Annotated in this window: 21 protein-coding genes, 3 tRNA genes and 1 pseudogene; 12 read left to right on the top strand and 13 right to left on the bottom strand. The window is 53.4% G+C overall.

Going from position 1 to position 18,831, the window contains the following annotated elements:
* Window positions 1-5 precede the first annotated feature (5 nt).
* From QT230_RS08055 to QT230_RS08065, 3 genes are read right to left on the bottom strand one after another with little or no spacing between them, the layout of a single operon-like run.
* Window positions 6-1,181: a low temperature requirement protein A gene (locus tag QT230_RS08055; RefSeq protein ID WP_308321096.1), complete on the bottom strand. Its 1,176-nt coding sequence runs from the start codon at window positions 1,179-1,181 to the stop codon at window positions 6-8.
* A gap of 47 nt (window positions 1,182-1,228) precedes the next feature.
* The gene (locus QT230_RS08060) at window positions 1,229-1,480 is read right to left on the bottom strand and encodes a hypothetical protein (protein ID WP_308321097.1); all 252 of its coding nucleotides are present in this window, start codon (window positions 1,478-1,480) and stop codon (window positions 1,229-1,231) included.
* Between the two features lie 59 nt (window positions 1,481-1,539).
* On the bottom strand, window positions 1,540-2,313 hold the full coding sequence (locus QT230_RS08065; protein WP_308321098.1) for an SDR family oxidoreductase: 774 nt from the start codon (window positions 2,311-2,313) through the stop codon (window positions 1,540-1,542).
* 153 nt (window positions 2,314-2,466) lie between these two features.
* Here QT230_RS08065 and QT230_RS08070 point away from each other — a divergent pair, with 153 nt between their 5' ends.
* Window positions 2,467-3,423, top strand: coding sequence for a LysR family transcriptional regulator (locus tag QT230_RS08070; protein ID WP_308321400.1), 957 nt, complete (start codon window positions 2,467-2,469; stop codon window positions 3,421-3,423).
* Here the strand turns inward: QT230_RS08070 and QT230_RS08075 are convergent.
* The 4 genes from QT230_RS08075 to QT230_RS08090 all read right to left on the bottom strand — a co-directional run bounded on the left by QT230_RS08075 (window position 3,420) and on the right by QT230_RS08090 (window position 4,308).
* Window positions 3,420-3,788, bottom strand: a complete 369-nt coding sequence (locus QT230_RS08075; RefSeq protein WP_308321099.1) for a metalloregulator ArsR/SmtB family transcription factor — start codon at window positions 3,786-3,788, stop codon at window positions 3,420-3,422. The two genes, QT230_RS08070 and QT230_RS08075, sit on opposite strands and share 4 nt — an antisense overlap.
* A gap of 201 nt (window positions 3,789-3,989) precedes the next feature.
* A tRNA-Asn gene (locus QT230_RS08080) sits at window positions 3,990-4,065 on the bottom strand.
* Window positions 4,066-4,104: 39 nt separating this feature from the next.
* Window positions 4,105-4,180 (bottom strand) — tRNA-Asn (locus tag QT230_RS08085).
* Between the two features lie 52 nt (window positions 4,181-4,232).
* A tRNA-Asn gene (locus QT230_RS08090) sits at window positions 4,233-4,308 on the bottom strand.
* 198 nt (window positions 4,309-4,506) lie between these two features.
* Between QT230_RS08090 and miaB the strand changes: the two genes are divergently transcribed.
* The 5 genes from miaB (at window position 4,507) to lnt (ending at window position 10,127) form a co-directional block, all read left to right on the top strand.
* On the top strand, window positions 4,507-5,850 hold the full coding sequence (gene miaB, locus QT230_RS08095) for a tRNA (N6-isopentenyl adenosine(37)-C2)-methylthiotransferase MiaB (RefSeq protein WP_308321100.1): 1,344 nt from the start codon (window positions 4,507-4,509) through the stop codon (window positions 5,848-5,850).
* 98 nt (window positions 5,851-5,948) lie between these two features.
* Complete coding sequence (locus QT230_RS08100; RefSeq protein ID WP_308321101.1) at window positions 5,949-7,028, top strand: PhoH family protein; 1,080 nt, start codon at window positions 5,949-5,951, stop codon at window positions 7,026-7,028.
* Window positions 7,025-7,531: an rRNA maturation RNase YbeY gene (gene ybeY / locus QT230_RS08105; protein WP_308321102.1), complete on the top strand. Its 507-nt coding sequence runs from the start codon at window positions 7,025-7,027 to the stop codon at window positions 7,529-7,531. Before QT230_RS08100 ends, ybeY begins: the two co-directional genes overlap by 4 nt.
* A 149-nt stretch (window positions 7,532-7,680) precedes the next feature.
* A complete protein-coding gene (locus QT230_RS08110) occupies window positions 7,681-8,580 on the top strand; it encodes a transporter associated domain-containing protein (protein ID WP_308321103.1) in 900 nt (299 codons plus the stop codon).
* Between the two features lie 65 nt (window positions 8,581-8,645).
* A complete protein-coding gene (gene lnt, locus QT230_RS08115) occupies window positions 8,646-10,127 on the top strand; it encodes an apolipoprotein N-acyltransferase (protein WP_308321104.1) in 1,482 nt (493 codons plus the stop codon).
* A gap of 152 nt (window positions 10,128-10,279) precedes the next feature.
* On the opposite strand, the gene QT230_RS08120 is transcribed toward lnt, so the two are convergent.
* A complete protein-coding gene (locus tag QT230_RS08120) occupies window positions 10,280-10,705 on the bottom strand; it encodes a VOC family protein (RefSeq protein WP_308321105.1) in 426 nt (141 codons plus the stop codon).
* A 132-nt stretch (window positions 10,706-10,837) separates the two neighbouring features.
* On the opposite strand from QT230_RS08120, the gene QT230_RS08125 reads away from it, so the two are divergent.
* The gene (locus tag QT230_RS08125; protein ID WP_308321106.1) at window positions 10,838-11,701 is read left to right on the top strand and encodes a LysR substrate-binding domain-containing protein; all 864 of its coding nucleotides are present in this window, start codon (window positions 10,838-10,840) and stop codon (window positions 11,699-11,701) included.
* A 112-nt stretch (window positions 11,702-11,813) separates the two neighbouring features.
* Here the strand turns inward: QT230_RS08125 and mqo are convergent, their stop codons facing one another.
* Window positions 11,814-13,493, bottom strand: a complete 1,680-nt coding sequence (gene mqo / locus QT230_RS08130; RefSeq protein ID WP_308321107.1) for a malate dehydrogenase (quinone) — start codon at window positions 13,491-13,493, stop codon at window positions 11,814-11,816.
* Between the two features lie 149 nt (window positions 13,494-13,642).
* On the opposite strand from mqo, the gene QT230_RS08135 reads away from it, so the two are divergent.
* A complete protein-coding gene (locus QT230_RS08135) occupies window positions 13,643-13,876 on the top strand; it encodes a DUF3820 family protein (RefSeq protein ID WP_308321108.1) in 234 nt (77 codons plus the stop codon).
* A gap of 29 nt (window positions 13,877-13,905) precedes the next feature.
* On the opposite strand, the gene QT230_RS08140 is transcribed toward QT230_RS08135, so the two are convergent.
* The gene (locus QT230_RS08140; protein ID WP_308321109.1) at window positions 13,906-14,256 is read right to left on the bottom strand and encodes a hypothetical protein; all 351 of its coding nucleotides are present in this window, start codon (window positions 14,254-14,256) and stop codon (window positions 13,906-13,908) included.
* A 65-nt stretch (window positions 14,257-14,321) separates the two neighbouring features.
* Between QT230_RS08140 and QT230_RS08145 the strand changes: the two genes are divergently transcribed.
* On the top strand, window positions 14,322-15,089 hold the full coding sequence (locus QT230_RS08145) for a DUF1499 domain-containing protein (RefSeq protein ID WP_308321110.1): 768 nt from the start codon (window positions 14,322-14,324) through the stop codon (window positions 15,087-15,089).
* A gap of 47 nt (window positions 15,090-15,136) precedes the next feature.
* Here QT230_RS08145 and QT230_RS08150 read toward each other — a convergent pair whose 3' ends face one another.
* The 3 genes from QT230_RS08150 to QT230_RS08160 all read right to left on the bottom strand — a co-directional run bounded on the left by QT230_RS08150 (window position 15,137) and on the right by QT230_RS08160 (window position 17,019).
* A complete protein-coding gene (locus QT230_RS08150) occupies window positions 15,137-15,499 on the bottom strand; it encodes a ribbon-helix-helix domain-containing protein (RefSeq protein WP_308321111.1) in 363 nt (120 codons plus the stop codon).
* 130 nt (window positions 15,500-15,629) lie between these two features.
* A complete protein-coding gene (locus QT230_RS08155; protein ID WP_308321113.1) occupies window positions 15,630-16,199 on the bottom strand; it encodes a DJ-1/PfpI family protein in 570 nt (189 codons plus the stop codon).
* Window positions 16,200-16,404: 205 nt separating this feature from the next.
* Window positions 16,405-17,019, bottom strand: coding sequence for a flavin reductase family protein (locus QT230_RS08160; RefSeq protein WP_308321114.1), 615 nt, complete (start codon window positions 17,017-17,019; stop codon window positions 16,405-16,407).
* Between the two features lie 109 nt (window positions 17,020-17,128).
* Between QT230_RS08160 and QT230_RS08165 the strand changes: the two are divergent.
* The 3 genes and pseudogenes from QT230_RS08165 (at window position 17,129) to QT230_RS08175 (ending at window position 18,830) form a co-directional block, all read left to right on the top strand.
* Window positions 17,129-18,075 (top strand): annotated as a pseudogene (locus tag QT230_RS08165) (D-2-hydroxyacid dehydrogenase family protein).
* A 69-nt stretch (window positions 18,076-18,144) separates the two neighbouring features.
* Window positions 18,145-18,561: an alternative ribosome rescue aminoacyl-tRNA hydrolase ArfB gene (gene arfB, locus QT230_RS08170; RefSeq protein WP_308321115.1), complete on the top strand. Its 417-nt coding sequence runs from the start codon at window positions 18,145-18,147 to the stop codon at window positions 18,559-18,561.
* Window positions 18,561-18,830 (top strand): DUF1289 domain-containing protein, encoded by a 270-nt coding sequence (locus tag QT230_RS08175; RefSeq protein ID WP_308321116.1) that lies wholly within the window; start codon window positions 18,561-18,563, stop codon window positions 18,828-18,830. Before arfB ends, QT230_RS08175 begins: the two co-directional genes overlap by 1 nt.
* Window position 18,831: the final 1 nt, after the last annotated feature.

Below are 18,831 nucleotides of genomic sequence, written 5' to 3' on the forward strand. Positions count from 1 at the left end.
TTTGCTCAAGTCTCACGCATATGGCCAAAACCAGCCAGCAGAATCATGATCACCAGAACCCCTACCCCAAGCCACAGCCCTTGCATGTGCAGAACAAACATTAGCCAACTCCAGGCAACCAGAGCCACAATGGCCACAAGATAATGGAGAGGCATTTTCTGCGCCATGGTGTGGTGGAACATCGCTGACCCTATCAAAAAGATCGTTGGACCCGCGAAAGCAATCAACGCGGTTGTGGCGTGAATAGCATCATGCGGATGGGCAACAATCAGCTCGATTGCCACGGCCACCACGATGGCACCACAGACCATCACCCCATGGGCATAGGCCAGACCTGCCCGAGCCAACCGCGTGTGATCGGACGCACGCTCAAAGCTGTGCTCGCCTGCCTCAGCAAGATGCACGAAATAGATCCACCATAGTGTAATAATCAACAAAAAGCCGATAGCCGCAGCAGCGATAACTCCAGCCTCCAAAGATTGACTAACTAACAAGCCCCCCAAAAGCAGGATGGATTCACCAAGCGCGATAATGAAGACCTGCTGGTTGCGCTCCAAAAGATGTAGACCGCGCAAGGGCCAGCTATCCATTGGCGTGGCTCCTTTACCAGGTAACCAAAAACCAGCATAAGGCGCAGAATAGTCGATTAACACAGCGATGATCCACAGCTCCAATCTAGCGCTAGGGATCAGAGCGCCAGCAATCCAGAACACGCCCGATATCGCACTCCATGCACAAAGCTGTGCATAGTTTCGCCCCATCTGTTCGCCACGAAAAACGATGGACATATAGCCCGCACGTATCAGCGCCATGGCAACATAAGCACCCACAAAAAGGCCTGCACGAGAGGAGAAAGCATGCGGGATCGCAATCGCCATCAGCAGTGCGCAAGCCATGAGCACAATCATCAGAGCTCGCCCGCTGGTATGATCGGGATCAAGCCAGTTGGTCGCCCATGACGTATAATTCCACGCCCACCAAGCCGCTGCGAAAAGCGTAACGGCCTCAAGCGCGCCAACCCAGTTGTCGTGCGCTAATAGGAAGTGTGAAAGCTGGATAATTGCAAAAACATAGACCAAATCAAAGAAAAGCTCGACATTGGTCACCCGCGGGGTCTCGCCTGAACCAATATTACGCAACGCAGCCTTTGGAACGAGCCTATGAAGAATTGTTGCCGTCATAAAATCTTCTCTCTATTATCGCCAGCAGCCATCCATGGCAACTTCCCTTAGCTTCTCCGCGACCACAAAATAGCAACCACCGCAGGTACAGCGAAAACGATCAGCAAGAACGGCAATTCCTGCATCACGCTGTAGCCCGCCTGACTGACACCAATCCACATATTGATACCAGTACAAATTAACCAGACCACGAGATAAACAGGCAGAAGCCGCGCGAATCGGATTGATGCAATACGAGCGAAGACGACAAAAACCGCCAACAATACCAATCCAGCGAGGATGACCATAACCGTATGCATGAAACGTCTCCTTTGAATCTAAAAAGGTAGCTGGCGGTGATATTCGTCAGCCAGCTAATTTATTTTGTGGTATAGCCGCCATTGACAAGAATTGTCTGACCAGTCATCCACCAGCCACCAGATACCATGAAAAGGATCCAAGGGGCGATGTCTTCAATATCAGTCAGACCAGTTTTTGAGAAAGGCGAAAGTGCCGCAGCCGTCTTATGGAAGGCAACAGCATCTTCACCTTCAGCAGGGTAGAAGAAAGGCGTATCCATCGGCCCTGGCCCAATCGCAGTAACAGAAATGCCACGATCTCCAAGCTCTTTTGATGCCGCCCGCGTGAAGTGCTCAACAGGGGCCTTTAACCCTTCATAAGCCGCGTAGAAGGGGGTATAAGCCCCTAGCAGTGACGTCACAAGAGTACAGATCTTGCCATGATCATTAACGTATTTACCTGCCTCCTTCAGGAAAAAGAACGCCGCCTTAACATTGACCGCACAAGACTGATCAAAAGCCTCTTCGGTCACTTCTGCCATTGGCTGCTTAACCACCATACCGACAGTATTGATGGCAATATCGGGCCTACCCACTGCGGCAACGGTATCCTGAAAGAGTTTTTCCATGGCTGCCGCGCTAGTCAGATCAGCCTGGAATGCGACCGCCTCGGCTCCGGCCGCCCGAATCGAAGCCACGGTTTGCTCAGCAGCCTGTTGGGCTGCATCACTGTTGTAATGAATTGCTACTGCCTTAGCCCCTGCTTTTGCAAATTCTTGCGCCAACAGTCCGCCCAGGTTCTTCGCACCGCCGGCGATCAGAACCACCTTGCCTTCAATACTCTTGATAGACATCGCTCATTCCTCACATTAAATATGTGTCACCGCTCAAGATCACGGCTTAAGGATAAGATGACGCGTTGCGTGGTCAGGGTAAACATGCGAATATCGACATGATCTGTCGAAATTAACGAACAATAGCAATGGATCATGGATCGTATCAGGCAAATGCAAATCTTCATCCAAGTGATGGAGAGCGGAAACTTCACACGGGCGGCTGAAGCGCTGGCCATGCCACGTTCTACTGTCTCAACGGAAATCCAAGCATTGGAAGACAGGCTGCAAACGCAGCTTTTGTTCCGCACCACCCGCAAGGTCGTTCCAACCCAAGACGGTAGGCGGTTTCTAGAAACGGCACAGGATCTCGTCGATGCAGTGACGGCCTCCGAACAGATGTTCTTGCAAGGCAACCTGCGCCTAAGCGGTCGACTTCGCGTCGATATTCCGAGCCGCATCGGCCGTAGGCTCGTCCTCCCAGCACTACCAGACTTTATGGCCCAACACCCCAGCCTAGCTATTGACCTAAGTGCAAGCGATAGGATGGTCGATCTGGTCGCTGATGGTGTCGACTGCGTCCTGCGGCTCGGGATACTGGAAGATTCAGACCTTGTTTGCCGCCCACTTGGCGAAGTGGATTTTGTGACTTGCGCCAGCCCCGCTTATTTGGCTCACTACGGGTTACCAGAGAAGCTTGATGACCTGAACTCTCATTTACTGATCAACTACTCCCCTCGACTTCCGGCCTCAACCGCGACGTTGGAATTCCAGCACGGTGAGCACCCGATAGAAATAGAAATGCGTAGCGCCATTACCGTCGACGGGGCTGAGACCTATATCGCAGCGGCTCTGTCTGGCCTGGGCTTAATTCAAGTGCCCACCTATGATGTACGTCATCTTCTTGAAAGAGGCGAGCTCAAAGCAATACTGCCGAATACGCCACCACCACCTATTCCACTCTCCTTTCTATTCACCAAACGACGCAACCTATCCCTCAAGGTGCGTGTCTTTTTGCACTGGTTGGAAGACGTACTTGAGAACCATGGTGTTATTTCGCATACCCCTGCACAAAGAGAGTACACTGACAGTTCTGTATCATTTCCAGTAAAACAAAGGTCACAAAATTAGTGACAGGAAAGCGCTGCTCGCCGCACGGGCCTCTCTCCCATTTTAGCCAGCCGTTGAGAGAGCGTACTTAAGCGCTTCGCGCTACCTTCGGCGCCCGCACGGATAATATCTCGCACCCAATCAGGCAACTGCGGCGCCAAACGGTAGTGCACCCACTGCCCTTCCCGCTGATCGATAAGCAGCCCACATTGGCGCAGCTGGGCCAAATGACGCGACACTTTAGGCTGCGACTCCTCTAGCGCATAGGTTATTTCACAAACGCATAACGACTGTTCTCTAGCAATCAAAAGCACCAGCATTAATCGCGTTTCGTCACTTAGACACTTGAACACCTGCAGTGCATGCAGGCTGGCAGCTTTTCCCACGGGCACCTTCCTAAACGATGAGAAACCGAAATAGTCTATACGTCCCTAACTATTGGACGCAAAAAATCACCCAAAATGCCATTAGGCAATGAGTGTTATCATAAATCAATCACAGGGGTGGGAAACAGTCGATTCAGGCTGGTGACAGCACAGATGGTGCTTTAGAAAAAGGTGTAGTAGATAAAACAGGTAAAAAGCGAATGGCTCCTCGAGCAGGACTCGAACCTGCGACCCAATGATTAACAGTCATTTGCTCTACCAACTGAGCTATCGAGGAACAACGTACGATCTAAAAAGTACTAACAGCAGCACAACTTGGCTCCTCGAGCAGGACTCGAACCTGCGACCCAATGATTAACAGTCATTTGCTCTACCAACTGAGCTATCGAGGAACGTTGTGGTGTTTAAAGCGAAGCCAAATGCTAATAAATGTCAGCAAGTGATTGGCTCCTCGAGCAGGACTCGAACCTGCGACCCAATGATTAACAGTCATTTGCTCTACCAACTGAGCTATCGAGGAACTGCTCAAACACGGTGCGTAGTATACCCATAGAAACGTGAGGGTCAAGCATCGGTTATGGATGAACGCTAGCCGCTGGTTTCCTGTATCCGTATAATGCCCCGATACATGATAGCGGCCCAGGCAACATCACTGCCGACCGCATGACAGAACTCCATTCATCCTCGTCCCCCGACGACTCATAGATGACAGGTACCGATGGCGAAGAAGCTCTTCATCAAAACGCACGGCTGCCAAATGAACGAGTACGACTCCTCCCGTATGGCGGATCTGCTCGGCGAATCTCACCAGCTCGAACTCACTGATAATGAGCGTGAAGCCGATGTTATTCTGTTAAACACCTGCTCGATTCGCGAAAAAGCGCAAGAGAAAGTTTTTCATCAGCTGGGACGCTGGAAAAAACTCAAAGACGCCAACCCGAACCTAGTGATTGGTGTTGGCGGCTGCGTAGCAAGCCAGGAAGGCGAAGCGATTCGTAAACGGGCGCCCCACGTGGACATGGTATTCGGGCCGCAAACCCTGCACCGGGTACCTTCCATGCTGGACGCGCGAGGCAATAATCAGATTGCCGCAGTGGATGTCACTTTTCCTGAGATCGAAAAGTTTGATCACCTGCCCAAGCCCACTTCTGACGGTGCGACGGCATTTGTCTCGATCATGGAAGGCTGCTCCAAGTACTGCACCTTCTGCGTGGTGCCCTACACCCGCGGGGAAGAGGTCTCGCGCCCCTTTGAAGCGGTCATGGATGAAGTTATCCATCTGTCTGACCAGGGCGTGCGTGAAATCAACCTGCTCGGCCAAAACGTGAACGCCTACCGCGGCGAGAACCAGTTAGGCGATGAGATCGACCTGGCCGAACTGATTGCCTGCGTGGCGGCAGTGGACGGAATCGACCGCATCCGCTTTACCACCTCGCACCCGGTAGAGTTTACCGACAGCCTGGTCGATGCCTTCGCCGATATTCCCGAGCTGGTGAGCCACCTGCACCTGCCGGTGCAATCAGGTTCGGACCGTATCCTCAACGCCATGAAGCGTGGTCATACGGCCGCCGAGTACGTTGAGAAGATGGAGCGTATCCGCGCCAATCGCCCGGATATCAGCTTCTCCTCTGACTTCATCATTGGCTTCCCCGGCGAAACGGAAGAGGATTTCGAAGCAACGATGAACCTGATTCATCAAATCGGCTTCGATCACTCGTTTAGCTTTGTTTACTCCGCACGCCCCGGCACCCCCGCCTCTGGCCTGCCGGATGAAACGCCGGAAAGCGTCAAGAAGCAGCGTCTGGCGATTTTACAGGAAAGGATTATTCAGCAAACGGCCCAGATTAGCCGCCGCATGGTAGGCAGCACCCAGCGCGTGTTGGTCAACGGCTTTTCACCCCGTGATCCAGGCCAGCTCTCAGGGCGCACCGAGAATAATCGCGTGGTTAACTTCCGTGCCGCCAACCCCACCGAGCTGATTGGTTACTTTGTCGATGTCGACATCACTGAAGCATTTCCCAATTCACTGCGTGGTGAGCTTGCCTCTCCCGAGCGCTATTGATCGTTCACTTAGCAGCGCCATTAACACAGGCAATTGCCCCGACCATGGTCGGGGCAGTAAGCTGAACGATACACACACTAACGAGGGGTTCCCCACTCTTGAGCCAGCCAACACCTCAGGCCAATCGCATCATCACCTTAAGCCTTGAACCCAATGATCCGCAGCGCCTTGCTAGCCTTTGCGGCCAGCAGGACGAGCATTTGAAGCTGATTGAAAGCCGCCTGGATGTGACGCTGCGCAACCGTGGCAATGTGTTTCAACTAGCGGGCCCCGCCAACCGCATTAAGGCAGCGGCGAACGTGTTGGAGCACCTCTATCGCGAAACAGCGGCGAGCGAGCTTGAGGCTGATACCGTGCACCTGTTCCTGCAAGAGTCCGGGCTTGAAGCCCTGGAAGAGGAAGAAGATGGCAGCGGCAGCAGCGACGATGTGACCATGCGCACACCGCGTACCATGATCAAACCACGCGGGCTTAACCAGCAACGCTATGTCACAAGCATCCGCGAACACGATATCAACTTCGGCATTGGGCCTGCGGGCACTGGTAAAACCTACCTTGCCGTTGCCGCCGCAGTCGAGGCACTCAATCAGCAGGAAGTGCGCCGCATTCTACTTGTCCGCCCAGCGGTTGAAGCGGGTGAAAAGCTTGGCTTCCTGCCCGGCGATCTAGCCCAGAAAATCGACCCCTACCTGCGCCCTCTTTACGACGCCCTGTATGAAATGATCGGTTTTGAGCAGGTAGCAAAACTGATTGAGCGCCAGGTGATTGAGATTGCCCCGTTGGCCTATATGCGTGGTCGTACGCTCAATAACTCCTACATTATTCTGGATGAGAGCCAGAACACCACACCGGAGCAGATGAAAATGTTCCTGACCCGGATTGGCTTTGGTTCCACAGCGGTGATTACCGGCGATGTGACCCAGGTAGATTTACCTAAAGGGCAACGCTCGGGACTGATCCAGGTGCTCGACGTATTAAAAGACACCCAAGGCATTGGCGTCACCCACTTTGCCGCCAAAGACGTGGTACGCCACCCGTTAGTTCAGCGCATTATCGAAGCTTACGATATGTTCGAATCCCAGCAGGAAGTCGAAGAACGTGCCCGCCGCGAAGCGCGCCAGCAAGAGCGCGACGCCCGGATGCAGTCGCGTGAAGGCCCATGGGATAGCTCAAGATGAGCGATCTTGCGGTCAACGACATCGTGATCGATCGTCAGGCGGCGATCAACGAACCACTTCTGCCCTCACTCACGCAGCTCACCCACTGGGTGGGCTGCGTATTTGCCCACCATCCGGATGATCAACGCCGCGAAGTCACTATTCGCTTTGTGGATGAACAGGAAGGCCAAGCATTAAACCGTGACTACCGCGGTAAAGACAAAACCACCAATGTGCTTTCGTTTCCCTTTGAGAGCCCACCTGGGGTTGATTTGCCTCTACTCGGCGACCTGGTGATTTGTCACGCGGTGGTGGCAAAAGAGGCCAACGAGCAACGTAAGCCCCTAGAGCATCACTACGCCCATATGGTCGTGCATGGCATCCTGCATTTAATGGGCTACGATCATATTGACAATGAAGAAGCTGAAGAGATGGAGCAGTTTGAGCGTGAACTACTAGCCGAGCTGAACATTCCTGATCCTTACGCTGAAGGCACCCGCGCGCCTGATGGCGATGACGCCTAAGCGCTTATGTCTTTATCATTTGTCAGCGGTTGCGTTAAATCAGGTAACAATGAATCTGGTACTATCCCCCACTTGAGTGATAAAACAGCTACCTGACGATGTAGTCAATGAGATAGCAACTGTCTGCCCGCAAACGAGAGATTTGATGCATGAGCGAAGACCGATCGAGCACCCCCAATCAAAAATCCTGGCTCGAGAAACTCTTTGGCGCCCTTTCCGGAGACAATGACGAACCCAGCTCACGCGATGAGCTGATGACGTTTTTACGCCATACCGCAGGGAAATTGAAGCTGGATCAAGACGCCATCATGATCATCGAAGGCGCGCTTGAGATCAGCGACCAACAGGTTCGCGAAGTGCTGATACCGCGCTCGCAAGTGTCGGCCATAGCCCTCGATCAGACCAGTGATGGTTATTTACCACTGATTCAGGAAACCGGCCACTCCCGCTATCCGGTAATTGGCGAAAACCTGGATGATATAAAAGGGATTCTGCTGGTCAAAGACCTGTTACCACTACTCTCGCAAACCCAGGTCCAGCGTGATGCCTTCAAGCTCGAAGACATCTTGCGCCCGGCGATGTTTATCCCCGAATCAAAACGGCTCAACAGCCTGCTTAAAGAGTTTCGGGATACCCACAATCACATGGCGGTGGTAGTGGATGAGTACGGCGGCACCGCGGGCATCATCACCATCGAAGATATTCTTGAGCAGATCGTCGGCGACATCGAAGATGAGCACGATACCGATGAAGAGGATGATATCCGTGAAATTGAAAATGGCCGCTTTGCCATTCGCGCACTGACACCTATCGAAGACTTTAACGAACGCTTTAACACCGAGTTCTCTGACGATGAGTTCGACACCGTTGGCGGCTTGGTGATGCAGCAGTTTGGCCATCTGCCTCGGCGCGGTGAACACACCATTCTGGGCGGCTGGCGGTTTGTGATTCTCAATGCCGACACTCGGCGCATTCGTCTACTCGAAGCCTACCGCGACACTCGTCGTGATGACGAAGAGGATGATGATCAGGAGAACAAGTCAGCCTAGGCGCTTGTTGTCACTCTGCTCACTACCCCCACACTCTCGCACCTTACCGACGATAGGTTATCGCTATGGGTTTTCCCCCCGCGTTTTTGTTACAGCTGCTTGCCGCGTTGGTGGCAGGCGGCTTCACCACCCTAACGGCCTCCCCCTTTGAGCTTTGGTGGCTGGGCCCAGTGGCGATTGGTTTGCTGTATGTTGGCCTGCACACCTTAACTCCCGCCCAGGCGGCCCTGAAAGGGTGGTTATATGGCGTGGCACTGTTCGCCAGCGGTACCTCCTGGGTGTATGTCTCTATCCACGACTATGGCTATACAGGTGTGCCGTTAGCGGTATTTCTAACTGCCCTGTTCGTCACTGTTCTGGCACTGTTTTTTGCCGGTACGTTTTGGCTTTACCGGCGCTTTACCTCGGCACGGCTGGCGTTTATCAGCTTTGCCGGTGCCTGGGTACTGGGCGAAGTACTGCGGACTTACCTGTTTACCGGCTTTCCCTGGCTGCTGTTGGGCTCTGGCTATGTCGACTCGCCGTTGGCTGCCTGGGCGCCTATTGGCGGCGTCTACCTGCTCTCACTTATGGTCGCGCTTAGCGGCGCGCTTGGGGCTGAACTGCTGCTTCGCCGCCAGTGGTGGACACTCGCCCCCCTTGCGGCTATCTGGTTAATCCCCCTGGCACTCCCCCAACAGTGGACTACGCCGGCAAGCGAACCTACCCGTGTGGCACTCTTACAAGGCAACCTGCCGCAGCTATTAAAGTGGACGCCCGAGGGACAGCGGGTCGCCGCGAACACCTATAGCGACCTCACCCGCGAAGTCGCGGATGAGGTCGACCTGATCATCTGGCCAGAAACCGCCCTGCCAATGATGGAGACCCAGGCCCGCCCGGTGTTAGAGCGGGTGCAAGCGAACCTGCCGCCTGACGTCGCCCTACTCACCGGTATCGTTCAGCGCGACGAACAAGAACGCTACTTCAATAGCGTGATTGGCGTAGGCGACGTAGCGGGCAGCTATCAGAAAGAGCACCTGGTGCCCTTTGGCGAGTACCTGCCGCTGGAGAGCGTGCTGCGCGGGGCGATTAATTTTTTCGATTTACCAATGTCGACCTTTACCAAAGGTAAAACAGAGCAAACGCCGATGCTGGCCGCTGGGGTCAATATTGGCAATGCGATCTGCTATGAGATTATTTACCCGCAGCTAGTCGCCCGCCGCGCTCAAGATAGCGGTGTAATTATGACGGTGTCTAACGACACCTGGTTTGGCGCTTCAATTGGCCCCCACCAGCACCTGCAGATGGCACGGCTGCGCGCGCTAGAGAATGGTCGCTACGTGGTTCGCGCAACCAGTAACGGCATTACCGCCATTATCGACCCTAATGGACGAATTGTAGAACGCGCGCCGCAGTTTGAAACCGCAACGCTTACCGGCGAGTTCTACGCCATGGAGGGTCTAACACCTTTCACCCGGCTGGGTAGTTGGCCCGCTTGGCTGCTGGCAGGTTTGATGCTGTTAGCGGGCGTAATAGCCACACGAAGCACGCGACAAACGCGAAGCTGATAACAGAAAGGCTGTATGAAAAATGGCCCGAGTCCTCTTCAGGACGCGGGCCATTCGTTCTCTTCAACATATATTCATTTTAAGCAGATTACCCGCTCGTCACCGGCCCAGTACTTAAAACGAGATTTAACGCAGGACTTATTTTACAAAATTTATTTTGCAAAGACCTGGCTCATATCTTTAAACGCCTTGAACTCGAGGGCGTTTCCGCACGGGTCGAGCAGGAACATGGTGGCTTGCTCGCCGACTTCGCCTTTAAAACGCACATAAGGTTCGATGACAAACTGCGTTTCCCGCGCTTTCAAGCGCTCAGCCAGGGCTTCCCACTCGTCCCACTCCAAGATCACGCCAAAGTGCGGCACGGGAACGTTGTGTCCATCCACCGGATTGGTATGGGCACTCTCTTGCCCCGGTGTTTTTGGCTGCTCATGAATCACTAACTGATGCCCAAAGAAATTAAAGTCGACCCACTGTTCGCTGGAACGCCCCTCTTCCAGACCAAACACATCATTATAAAACGCCCGCGCCAGCGCTACGTCGTAGACGGGAATAGCCAGATGGAAAGGTGAAAGGCTCATGCAAGTCTCCTGCTTATTTAGTTTTATCAACTGGCGGACACTTTTATGCCACCACGCTGTATTCATCCTAGAGCGGCGCATGGGAAAATAAAATCAATAACTATTTGGCCAATTCACAAAAAGGATTTATCAATGATCCGTGAGTTAAAGACGTTAGTGGCTGTCGCCCAGGAAGGCACCTTTGCAGCGGCGGGCAATAAAATAGGCCTGACTCAGGCTGCCGTAAGCGCACAAATGAAACGCCTGGAGCAAGAGCTGAGGGTCGACCTATTTGAGCGCAAAGGGCGAGCGGCCATCCTGACCCAACGGGGACAAGAGACGCTGCAGCAAGCCAACGCCTTGTTAACCCTTTACAGTACGTTAGGGGCTTCGCTATCCGAACAGTCCTCTACACAGCGCGTCAATATAGGTGCCATCGCCTCCATCCAGCGCTCACTACTCCCCGATATACTTGCACGCTTTCATCACACCTTTTTAGAGTGCCATACCCGCGTAGTACCGGGGCTCTCCATGGAGCTGGTCAATCAGGTCGACGCTGGCGAGCTGGATATGGCGGTGATTATTCGTCCGCCCTTTTCTCTGCACAGCGATTTGCGCTGGACGCCCCTTGCCCACGAACCCTTTCGATTAATCGTGCCACGCCATATTGAGGGCGACCAGTGGCGGGAACTGATCGCCCACCAGCCGTTTGTACGCTACGACCGCGCCTCCTTTGGTGGTCGCCAGGTAGACCGTTTCCTACGCAATAACCACTGCAACGTGCGCGAGGTCTGCGAAGTCGATGAACTAGAGGCCATCGTGAAGCTGGTCGCCAAAGGCATCGGCGTTGCCCTGGTGCCCCAGGCGATTGCACAGCAACGTTGGCCAGCAGGAGTGCGGGCGATTGATTTAGGCGAGCGAACATTTCACCGCGACATAGGGCTGATTCATCCAACCAGTGGCCACTTAAGCGAGCCCGCCCGGGCGCTTGCCCAACTGATTAGCGAAATAGCCTAGTGAGTGGCCTTTAATAGCCATCATCAGCCGTTGTGAAGGCAATAAAAAACGCTACCTCAAACAATAGAGGTAGCGTTTTAGTTATCGACGTTAAAGTGCGGCCAACATAACGTTATACGCTGGTGACAGCTTCTTCCTGCATCTCGCTTGCAGGCGTATCGCTTTCTACCTCTTCGCTCTGCTCACCTTGCGCGTCACTCTCCTCGCTCACCTGCTCTGCGTCGCTATCGGTAGCAAGGTTCATGGGCTCATCTAGCTGCAAGGTTTGCGCGGTAAAGGCACGTATTTCACGGAGCAATTCAGGATTCTCCGCTAAGCGCTGTCCATAAGATGGCACGATATCGGTCAGCTTTTCCTGCCACTCTGCGCTGGACATCTGTTCAGGGAAAACGCGGTCAAGCAGGTTTAGCATGATGGAAGGCGCCGTCGAGGCCCCCGGCGATGCGCCCAGCAGTGCCGACATGGTGCCATCTTGCGACGTTACGACTTCGGTACCGAACTGCAACACACCACCCTTTTCAGGATTTTCTTTAATAATTTGTACCCGCTGACCTGCTGTCCACAGCGTCCAGTCATCTTGGTTTGCTTCAGGGTAGTACTTCTGTAGTGCTGCAAAGCGATCATCGTCGGACATCAGTACCTGGCCAACCAAGTAACGCACTAGATTAAAGTTATCCATTCCAACTTCAGCCACCGGCCAAGTGTTATGCAGCGTCAACGAGCTGAACAGATCCGTCCAGGAACCTTCTTTCAGGAACTTGGTGGAGACCGCCGCAAAGGGGCCAAAAAATAGCGCGGGCTCACCATCCAGGTTGCGCCGATCCAAATGCGGCACGGACATAGGCGGAGAACCTTCGCCTGCTTTGCCATAGGCCTTTACGTCGTGCTGGGCCACCACGTCTGGATTAGTGGTGTAAAGGAACTGGCCACTTACTGGGAAGCCTGCGTAAGCTTCGGCTTCAGGAATGCCAGATTCCTGCAGCAACAATAACGCAGCACCACCCGCACCGATAAAGACGTAGCGGGAATCCACGGTGGTTTCCCCACCGTTGGCGAGATCCGCTACGGTGACCTTCCAAGTATCGTCATCATTGCGCTCCAGACCGCGCACTTCACTGCTAAGCCCCAGCGTAAAGTGGTCGCTTTGCGCCAGCGACTCAACCATTTGGCGCGTTTGCGCACCATAGTTAACTTCGGTGCCCATCTGCATGCGCGTTGCTGCCACGGGCGTATCGCTATCTTCACGCCCAGCCATCACTAGCGGCATCCACTCGGCCAGTTCCGCGCGATCCTCAGAGTACTCCATACCCGCATAAAGGGGGTTTTGCGTCATCGCCTGATAGCGCTTACCCAAGAAGTCGACGTCGTCCTCTCCCCAAACCACTGCAATGTGCGGCACACTTTGGATAAACGAATCAGGCTCACCCAGAATGCCAGCCTCTACCTGGTGAGCCCAAAACTGACGGGAGACTTCGAACTGTTCAGTTACCTTAGTGGCACGCTCAATTTGAACTTGATCCTCAACCTCTGGCGTGTAATTTAGTTCCATGAAGGCCGAGTGCCCGCTACCTGCGTTATTCCAGGCGTTAGAGCTCTCTTCGGCAACTTGATCTAAGCGCTCATAAAGATGGATATTCCACTCAGGCTCGAGCTCTTGCAGATAGGTGCCCAGCGTGGCGCTCATTATGCCGCCACCGATCAATACCACATCAACAGGCTCATCGGCGGCAAGGGGCATGGCTGTCAGCGCCAACAGCGGAGAACAGAGTAATAGGCTAAAACGTTTTTGCATGTCATGTCCCAGACGATACAGAAAGTACGCACCGGAACACTATGTCTCCGGCATCGAGGGGGGTATTATTTGTCGACTAAAGTCTAGCAAAAATACGCCTATCCGGAAATGTGCAATCTTACTTATATAGAGCGAATGGAATTTAAGCTATGAAACCAGAGGATCTGGAAAAGTTAGTGACTCGCACCATGCCCTTTGGCAAGTATGAGGGCCGCCTTATCGCCGACCTCCCCGGCCCCTATTTAAACTGGTTTGCCCGAGAGGGCTTCCCTTCAGGGGAGATTGGCCAATTGCTGCATTTGATGCATGAAATTGATCACAATGGTTTAGGGCCGTTACTTGATCCACTGCGTAAAGTGCCGAGCCAGCGCGGCGAAACCTAGCGCTAATAATGCTGATGGTCGCTTCTATATTAGCTTTTAAGATCGTTGTTGCGTTCATTCAGGGCGCGCTGAAACTCAGCTTGGTAAGCCGCTTCGTGGTCAGCGCTATCAGCAGGGAAACGCCCTAACGCGACGGCTAACTCAAAAAAGCCAACGGCAGGCAAACCCTCGCCCCGGCGACTGACCACCAGTGACGATATAAACGGCTTTTGCTGCGCGGCATCATCACGCATTAACTGCTCAAGCGCCTGAGTTACCTGGGCGATGGTACGGGGAGGCGTTAACGCCAGCGCAGCCGCTACCTGTTGATAGGTCATTGGCAAAGCATCACGCGGCACGCGGAGAAGCAACTGGCGTATAGCTGACGCTTTATCGGTCATGAAAAATCCTATTCGCTTAGTATGTATGCTAAGAATAGCGGAATACGATGCAATAAGGAGAGAATATGTCATCTCAGTTCGAAGCCTCGCGCCCCCGTGGCGGCCGTTGGCCAAGCCTCTTCGCGGCTATAAGCGTACTCTTTTTAGTCGCAGCAGTATTAATGCTAGCAGGTGCAGGACCAGCCTATCGCGGTGAGCTTATCTCGCTAGGTGAAGCGTTCAACTTCTTGCGCAACGGCGTTTATGCCGCAGGAGGCGCAATGGCAATAAGCTTGGCCGCGCTGCTCATAAGTATGTTTGCTCGCCGCACTACGCCAGCAATGGTAGCGACACTGGTTATTGTTAGTGCCGCCGCGCTACTTTATGTGCCGTGGCAGCACTGGCAACGTGCTCAAGCCGTGCCGCCCATCCACGACATCACCACTGACATGCAAAGCCCACCTATCTTCGAGGCCTTGGCCGATGCGCGCGAAGCCGCGCCTAACGCAGTCGACTACCCCGGCGAAACAACCGCTAATCAGCAGCGAGCGGCATACCCCAACATTGGGCCATTGGTCATCAACGCCCCCCCGCAAACGGTGCTAGCGGCTGCCCAAGCAGAAGCGGAAGAGGCTGGCTGGCGCATCGCCCGAATTACTGACAATCACATAGAAGCCACTGCGACAACACGCTGGTTTGGCTTTCAAGATGACGTCGTCATTCGCTTAACAGAAGTTGAAAACGGCGTGCAGGTAGATATGCGCTCGGCGTCACGCCTTGGCGCCAGCGATGTGGGTACCAACGCTGCACGTATTGAAGCATTTCTAACGGCGCTTGAGGCGAGACTCAGATAACAGTCTTTCTGGACTTTAATTGCTAAGCTTTATTGACTGGGTTTGAATTAGTGCAATGGATCCGGCCTGGTGCCGCTTTCACGAGCCAAAATTTGCTCAGCATCAAGGGCGGCAATAGGCACTTGGTGCTGCATGGGAATATCGCCGCTTAATTGAAGCGCTTGATAACGCAGCGCACAAACGCGTAAAAACGAGGTGAAGTTACCCAAGTCGTGCCCGGCATCAATGGATTCGTGATACAGCCGGGTAATCATTTGAGCCGTGTTCATTCCATCACGCTGGGCGATCTCCTCGAGAATATGCCAGAAATAATTTTCCATCCGGACACTAGTGACCATCCCATCAATGCGCAGCGAGTGAGTAGCACTGCGCCACAGTTCAGAGTCAGCTTGAACAAATAGTTTACACATCAGAACGGCCTCTCGGCATATTAGTACTCTTACAAGCTATAAGTGTAGCGGGCGACCGTTTGCCTCGCTAGAACAACACAGTGCGCCCAGCAGGTGCTGGGCGCAACCGTCGTTAACCGTGCTAATGGGCTTACTTATTCAGTAGCGCCATAAACTGGGCAAGCCACGCCGGGTGGGCAGGCCATGCGGGGGCGGTGACCAAGTTACCGTCGGTCACCGCATCGGTCACTTCCAGGTTGGCAAAGTGACCACCCGCAAGCTCTACCTCCGGTTGGCAGGCAGGGTACGCAGAGCACTGCCTGCCTTCCAGCACTTTGGCAGCGGCTAACAACTGGGCGCCGTGACAAATCGCAGCCACAGGCTTATTGGTCTCAAAAAAGTGCTGAACCATGGTTAGCACCTCTTTATTCAAGCGTAGATACTCCGGTGCGCGGCCTCCCGGCACCACCAGCGCGTCGTAATCGGCAGGATTAATACTGGCGAAATCAGCGTTCAGTGCAAAGCGGTGGCCGGGCTTTTCAGAATAGGTTTGATCGCCTTCGAAATCATGAATCGCCGTTGCCACAGTGTCGCCCGAGACTTTTCCTGGGCAAACAGCATCGACAAGGTGGCCGACAGCCATAAGTGCCTGAAACGGCACCATGGTTTCATAATCCTCAGTGAAATCGCCGGTAATCATTAAAATACGCTTGCTGCTCATCTCAGTGCTCCTCTTGATTATTTATCTTATGCTTATTGGTCGAGTGTTTGAGCACACGCGGGGCGTGTTAAATAAGACTAGCAAGCGCCTTTTGTCAGTGGGTAGTAGGCGATTACTACAACACGATAACCTTTGCTAAATTACAGCTCAGGTGGTTGCGAATATGAATGCACAAGTCACTACACTTAATAATTCGTTAAAACTCTTAAGCGGGGCGTTCAATGGCAAACCGATCGCTAATGCGGATGTAATCGCTGCCTGCTAGACGGCCAATGGGCTTGAGAAGATCCATATCCACATGGCGACCGTCCCACAGGGTGTCATCGATATGGATGGATACCACCTGAGCCAGCACTAACGTGCCTGCCAGCGGTTGGTCGCCAAAGCGAATCATGTCGTATAGCTTGCAGCCGAATGCGATGGGGGCGCTTGCAATCCGGGGCACGCTAACGCCTGTCATCTCAGCTTTATCCAATCCCGCCAAGGTAAACTCATCCTCGCCAGGTGGCAAGCTAGCGCTGGTGGTATTGAGAGCTTCAATTAACCCTTCGCTGCCCACATGCACAACACATTCAGCTACTTCATATAAATTGCGCACCGTGTCTTTAAGTTCGCCACTGCCATTGCGTAATGGCGAAAAGGCCAGCACCGGCGGATTCACACTGGCCACGTTAAAGAAGGAAAACGGTGCCAAATTGGCATTTCCCTGCTTATCCTGGGTAGACACCCAGGCAATTGGCCGGGGGCAAACGCTGCCGGATAGCAGCCGGTATATAACCCCAGAGCTTAGCGGTTCCTCATCCATTAGATAATCACTCATTGATGGCTCCTTGGTGGCAAGTTTTCAGGTTAGTATCACTTTATAACAGCAAAGCCCACGACGCTCTGTTTTACCATTATCGATGCGGCCCGTTTGAGGATCCCTTTTAATGAAGATTGTTATTCCCGATGATTATCAGGACTGCGTGCGCCATTTAGACGCTTTCAAACAGCTAGAAGGCCACGATGTAACGATTTACCACGATACGCTTACCGACCTGGATGCGCTGAGTGCGAGTTTTCAGGAGGCCGAGGCGTTAGTGCTTATTCGTGAACGCACCCCTATCACGGAGGCCCTGCTTGAGCGTTTACCTAACCTGAAAGTGATCAGTCAGACCGGGGGCGGTGCGGCGCATGTGGATATAGCAGCCTGTCGCCGATTGGGTATCACGGTAATGACAGGCACTGGCTCACCCTACGCCGCGGCAGAATTAACCTGGGGCTTGATTCTTGCCGCCATGCGTCATATACCGGCGGAAGTTGAGAATCTTAAAGCAGGCCGTTGGCAGCGCACTTTAGGCACGGGCCTGAAAGGCCGCACCTTGGGCATTTTCGGTTACGGAAAAATCGGTAGTTTGGTGGCGCGCTATGGCCAGGCATTTGAAATGAGGGTATTGGTGTGGGGCCGAGAAGGCACCCGCCAGCGCGCTGCCGATGCTGGAATAGAGGTGGCCAAAACCAGGCAGATTTATTCGAGCGTGCGGATGTGCTCAGCCTACACTTGCGCTTGAACGACGATACCCGCGGTATTGTCAGCGCTGAGTCACTCGCCACCATGAAGCCAACGTCCCTACTGGTGAATACCAGTCGCTCTCAACTCATTGCACTTGGCGCGCTGGAGCAGGCGCTGAAAGTCGGTCGCCCAGGCCAGGCGGCGGTAGACGTATTCGATGCTGAACCGCTGCTTGAAAACTCACTGCTGGAACTGCCCAATCTCCTCGCGACGCCACATCTTGGCTATGTGGAAAAAGATAGCTACGAGCTCTATTTTGGCGACGCCTTTAGCAACCTGCTCGCTTATATGGATGGTCAACCAGTTAACAATCTAGCCAATTAACCCCACGACCACCGCCTCTATGCCAACTGTGCTAGCCTAACAGGTTCACGAGTAACACAGAGGCCATTAATGCTCACCATTTCCAGTAACGTTACCTTGGCTGATTGGGAGATTGACATCAGCCAGATTCGCGCCCAAGGCGCGGGCGGCCAGAACGTCAATAAAGTCGCCTCAGCGGTACACCTGCGCTTCGATATTCTTAGCTCCACGCTACCACCGCTCTATAAAGAACGATTAATGGCCCTATCCGATCAGCGCATCAGTAAAGAGGGTGTGGTGATAATAAAAGCTCAAAGTCATCGCAAGCTCGAACTGAATAAAGAGGATGCACTAGCTCGCCTTAAAGAGCTGATACAGAGCGCCAACAAACAGCAAAAAGTACGCCGTGCCACCAAGCCAACTAAAGGCTCGCAGCGCCGTCGCGTTGATCACAAAACCCGTAAGGGAAAAATTAAATCGCTGCGCGGTAAGGTGTCGGCATCATAATGACTAAACGTTCCACACCTCCCACTCGGCGCCCTCTTTCGCCCTGCGTACAGATCTGCCAGATTGAGCCAATAACATCGGTGTGCGAAGGCTGTGGCCGAACACTGGATGAAATTGCGGGTTGGGGCAGTATGGCCGAGGCCGAAAAAGCCCCGGTATGGGAACGCTTAGAAGCTGAAGGTTATGTCACTAAAAACCATGCCACTAAAAACTATGTCACCAAAAACTATGTCACCAAAAACTATGTCATAAAAAAACTATGTCATTAAA

This window comes from Halomonas sp. SpR8, assembly GCF_031010195.1.
Lineage (GTDB): Bacteria > Pseudomonadota > Gammaproteobacteria > Pseudomonadales > Halomonadaceae > Vreelandella.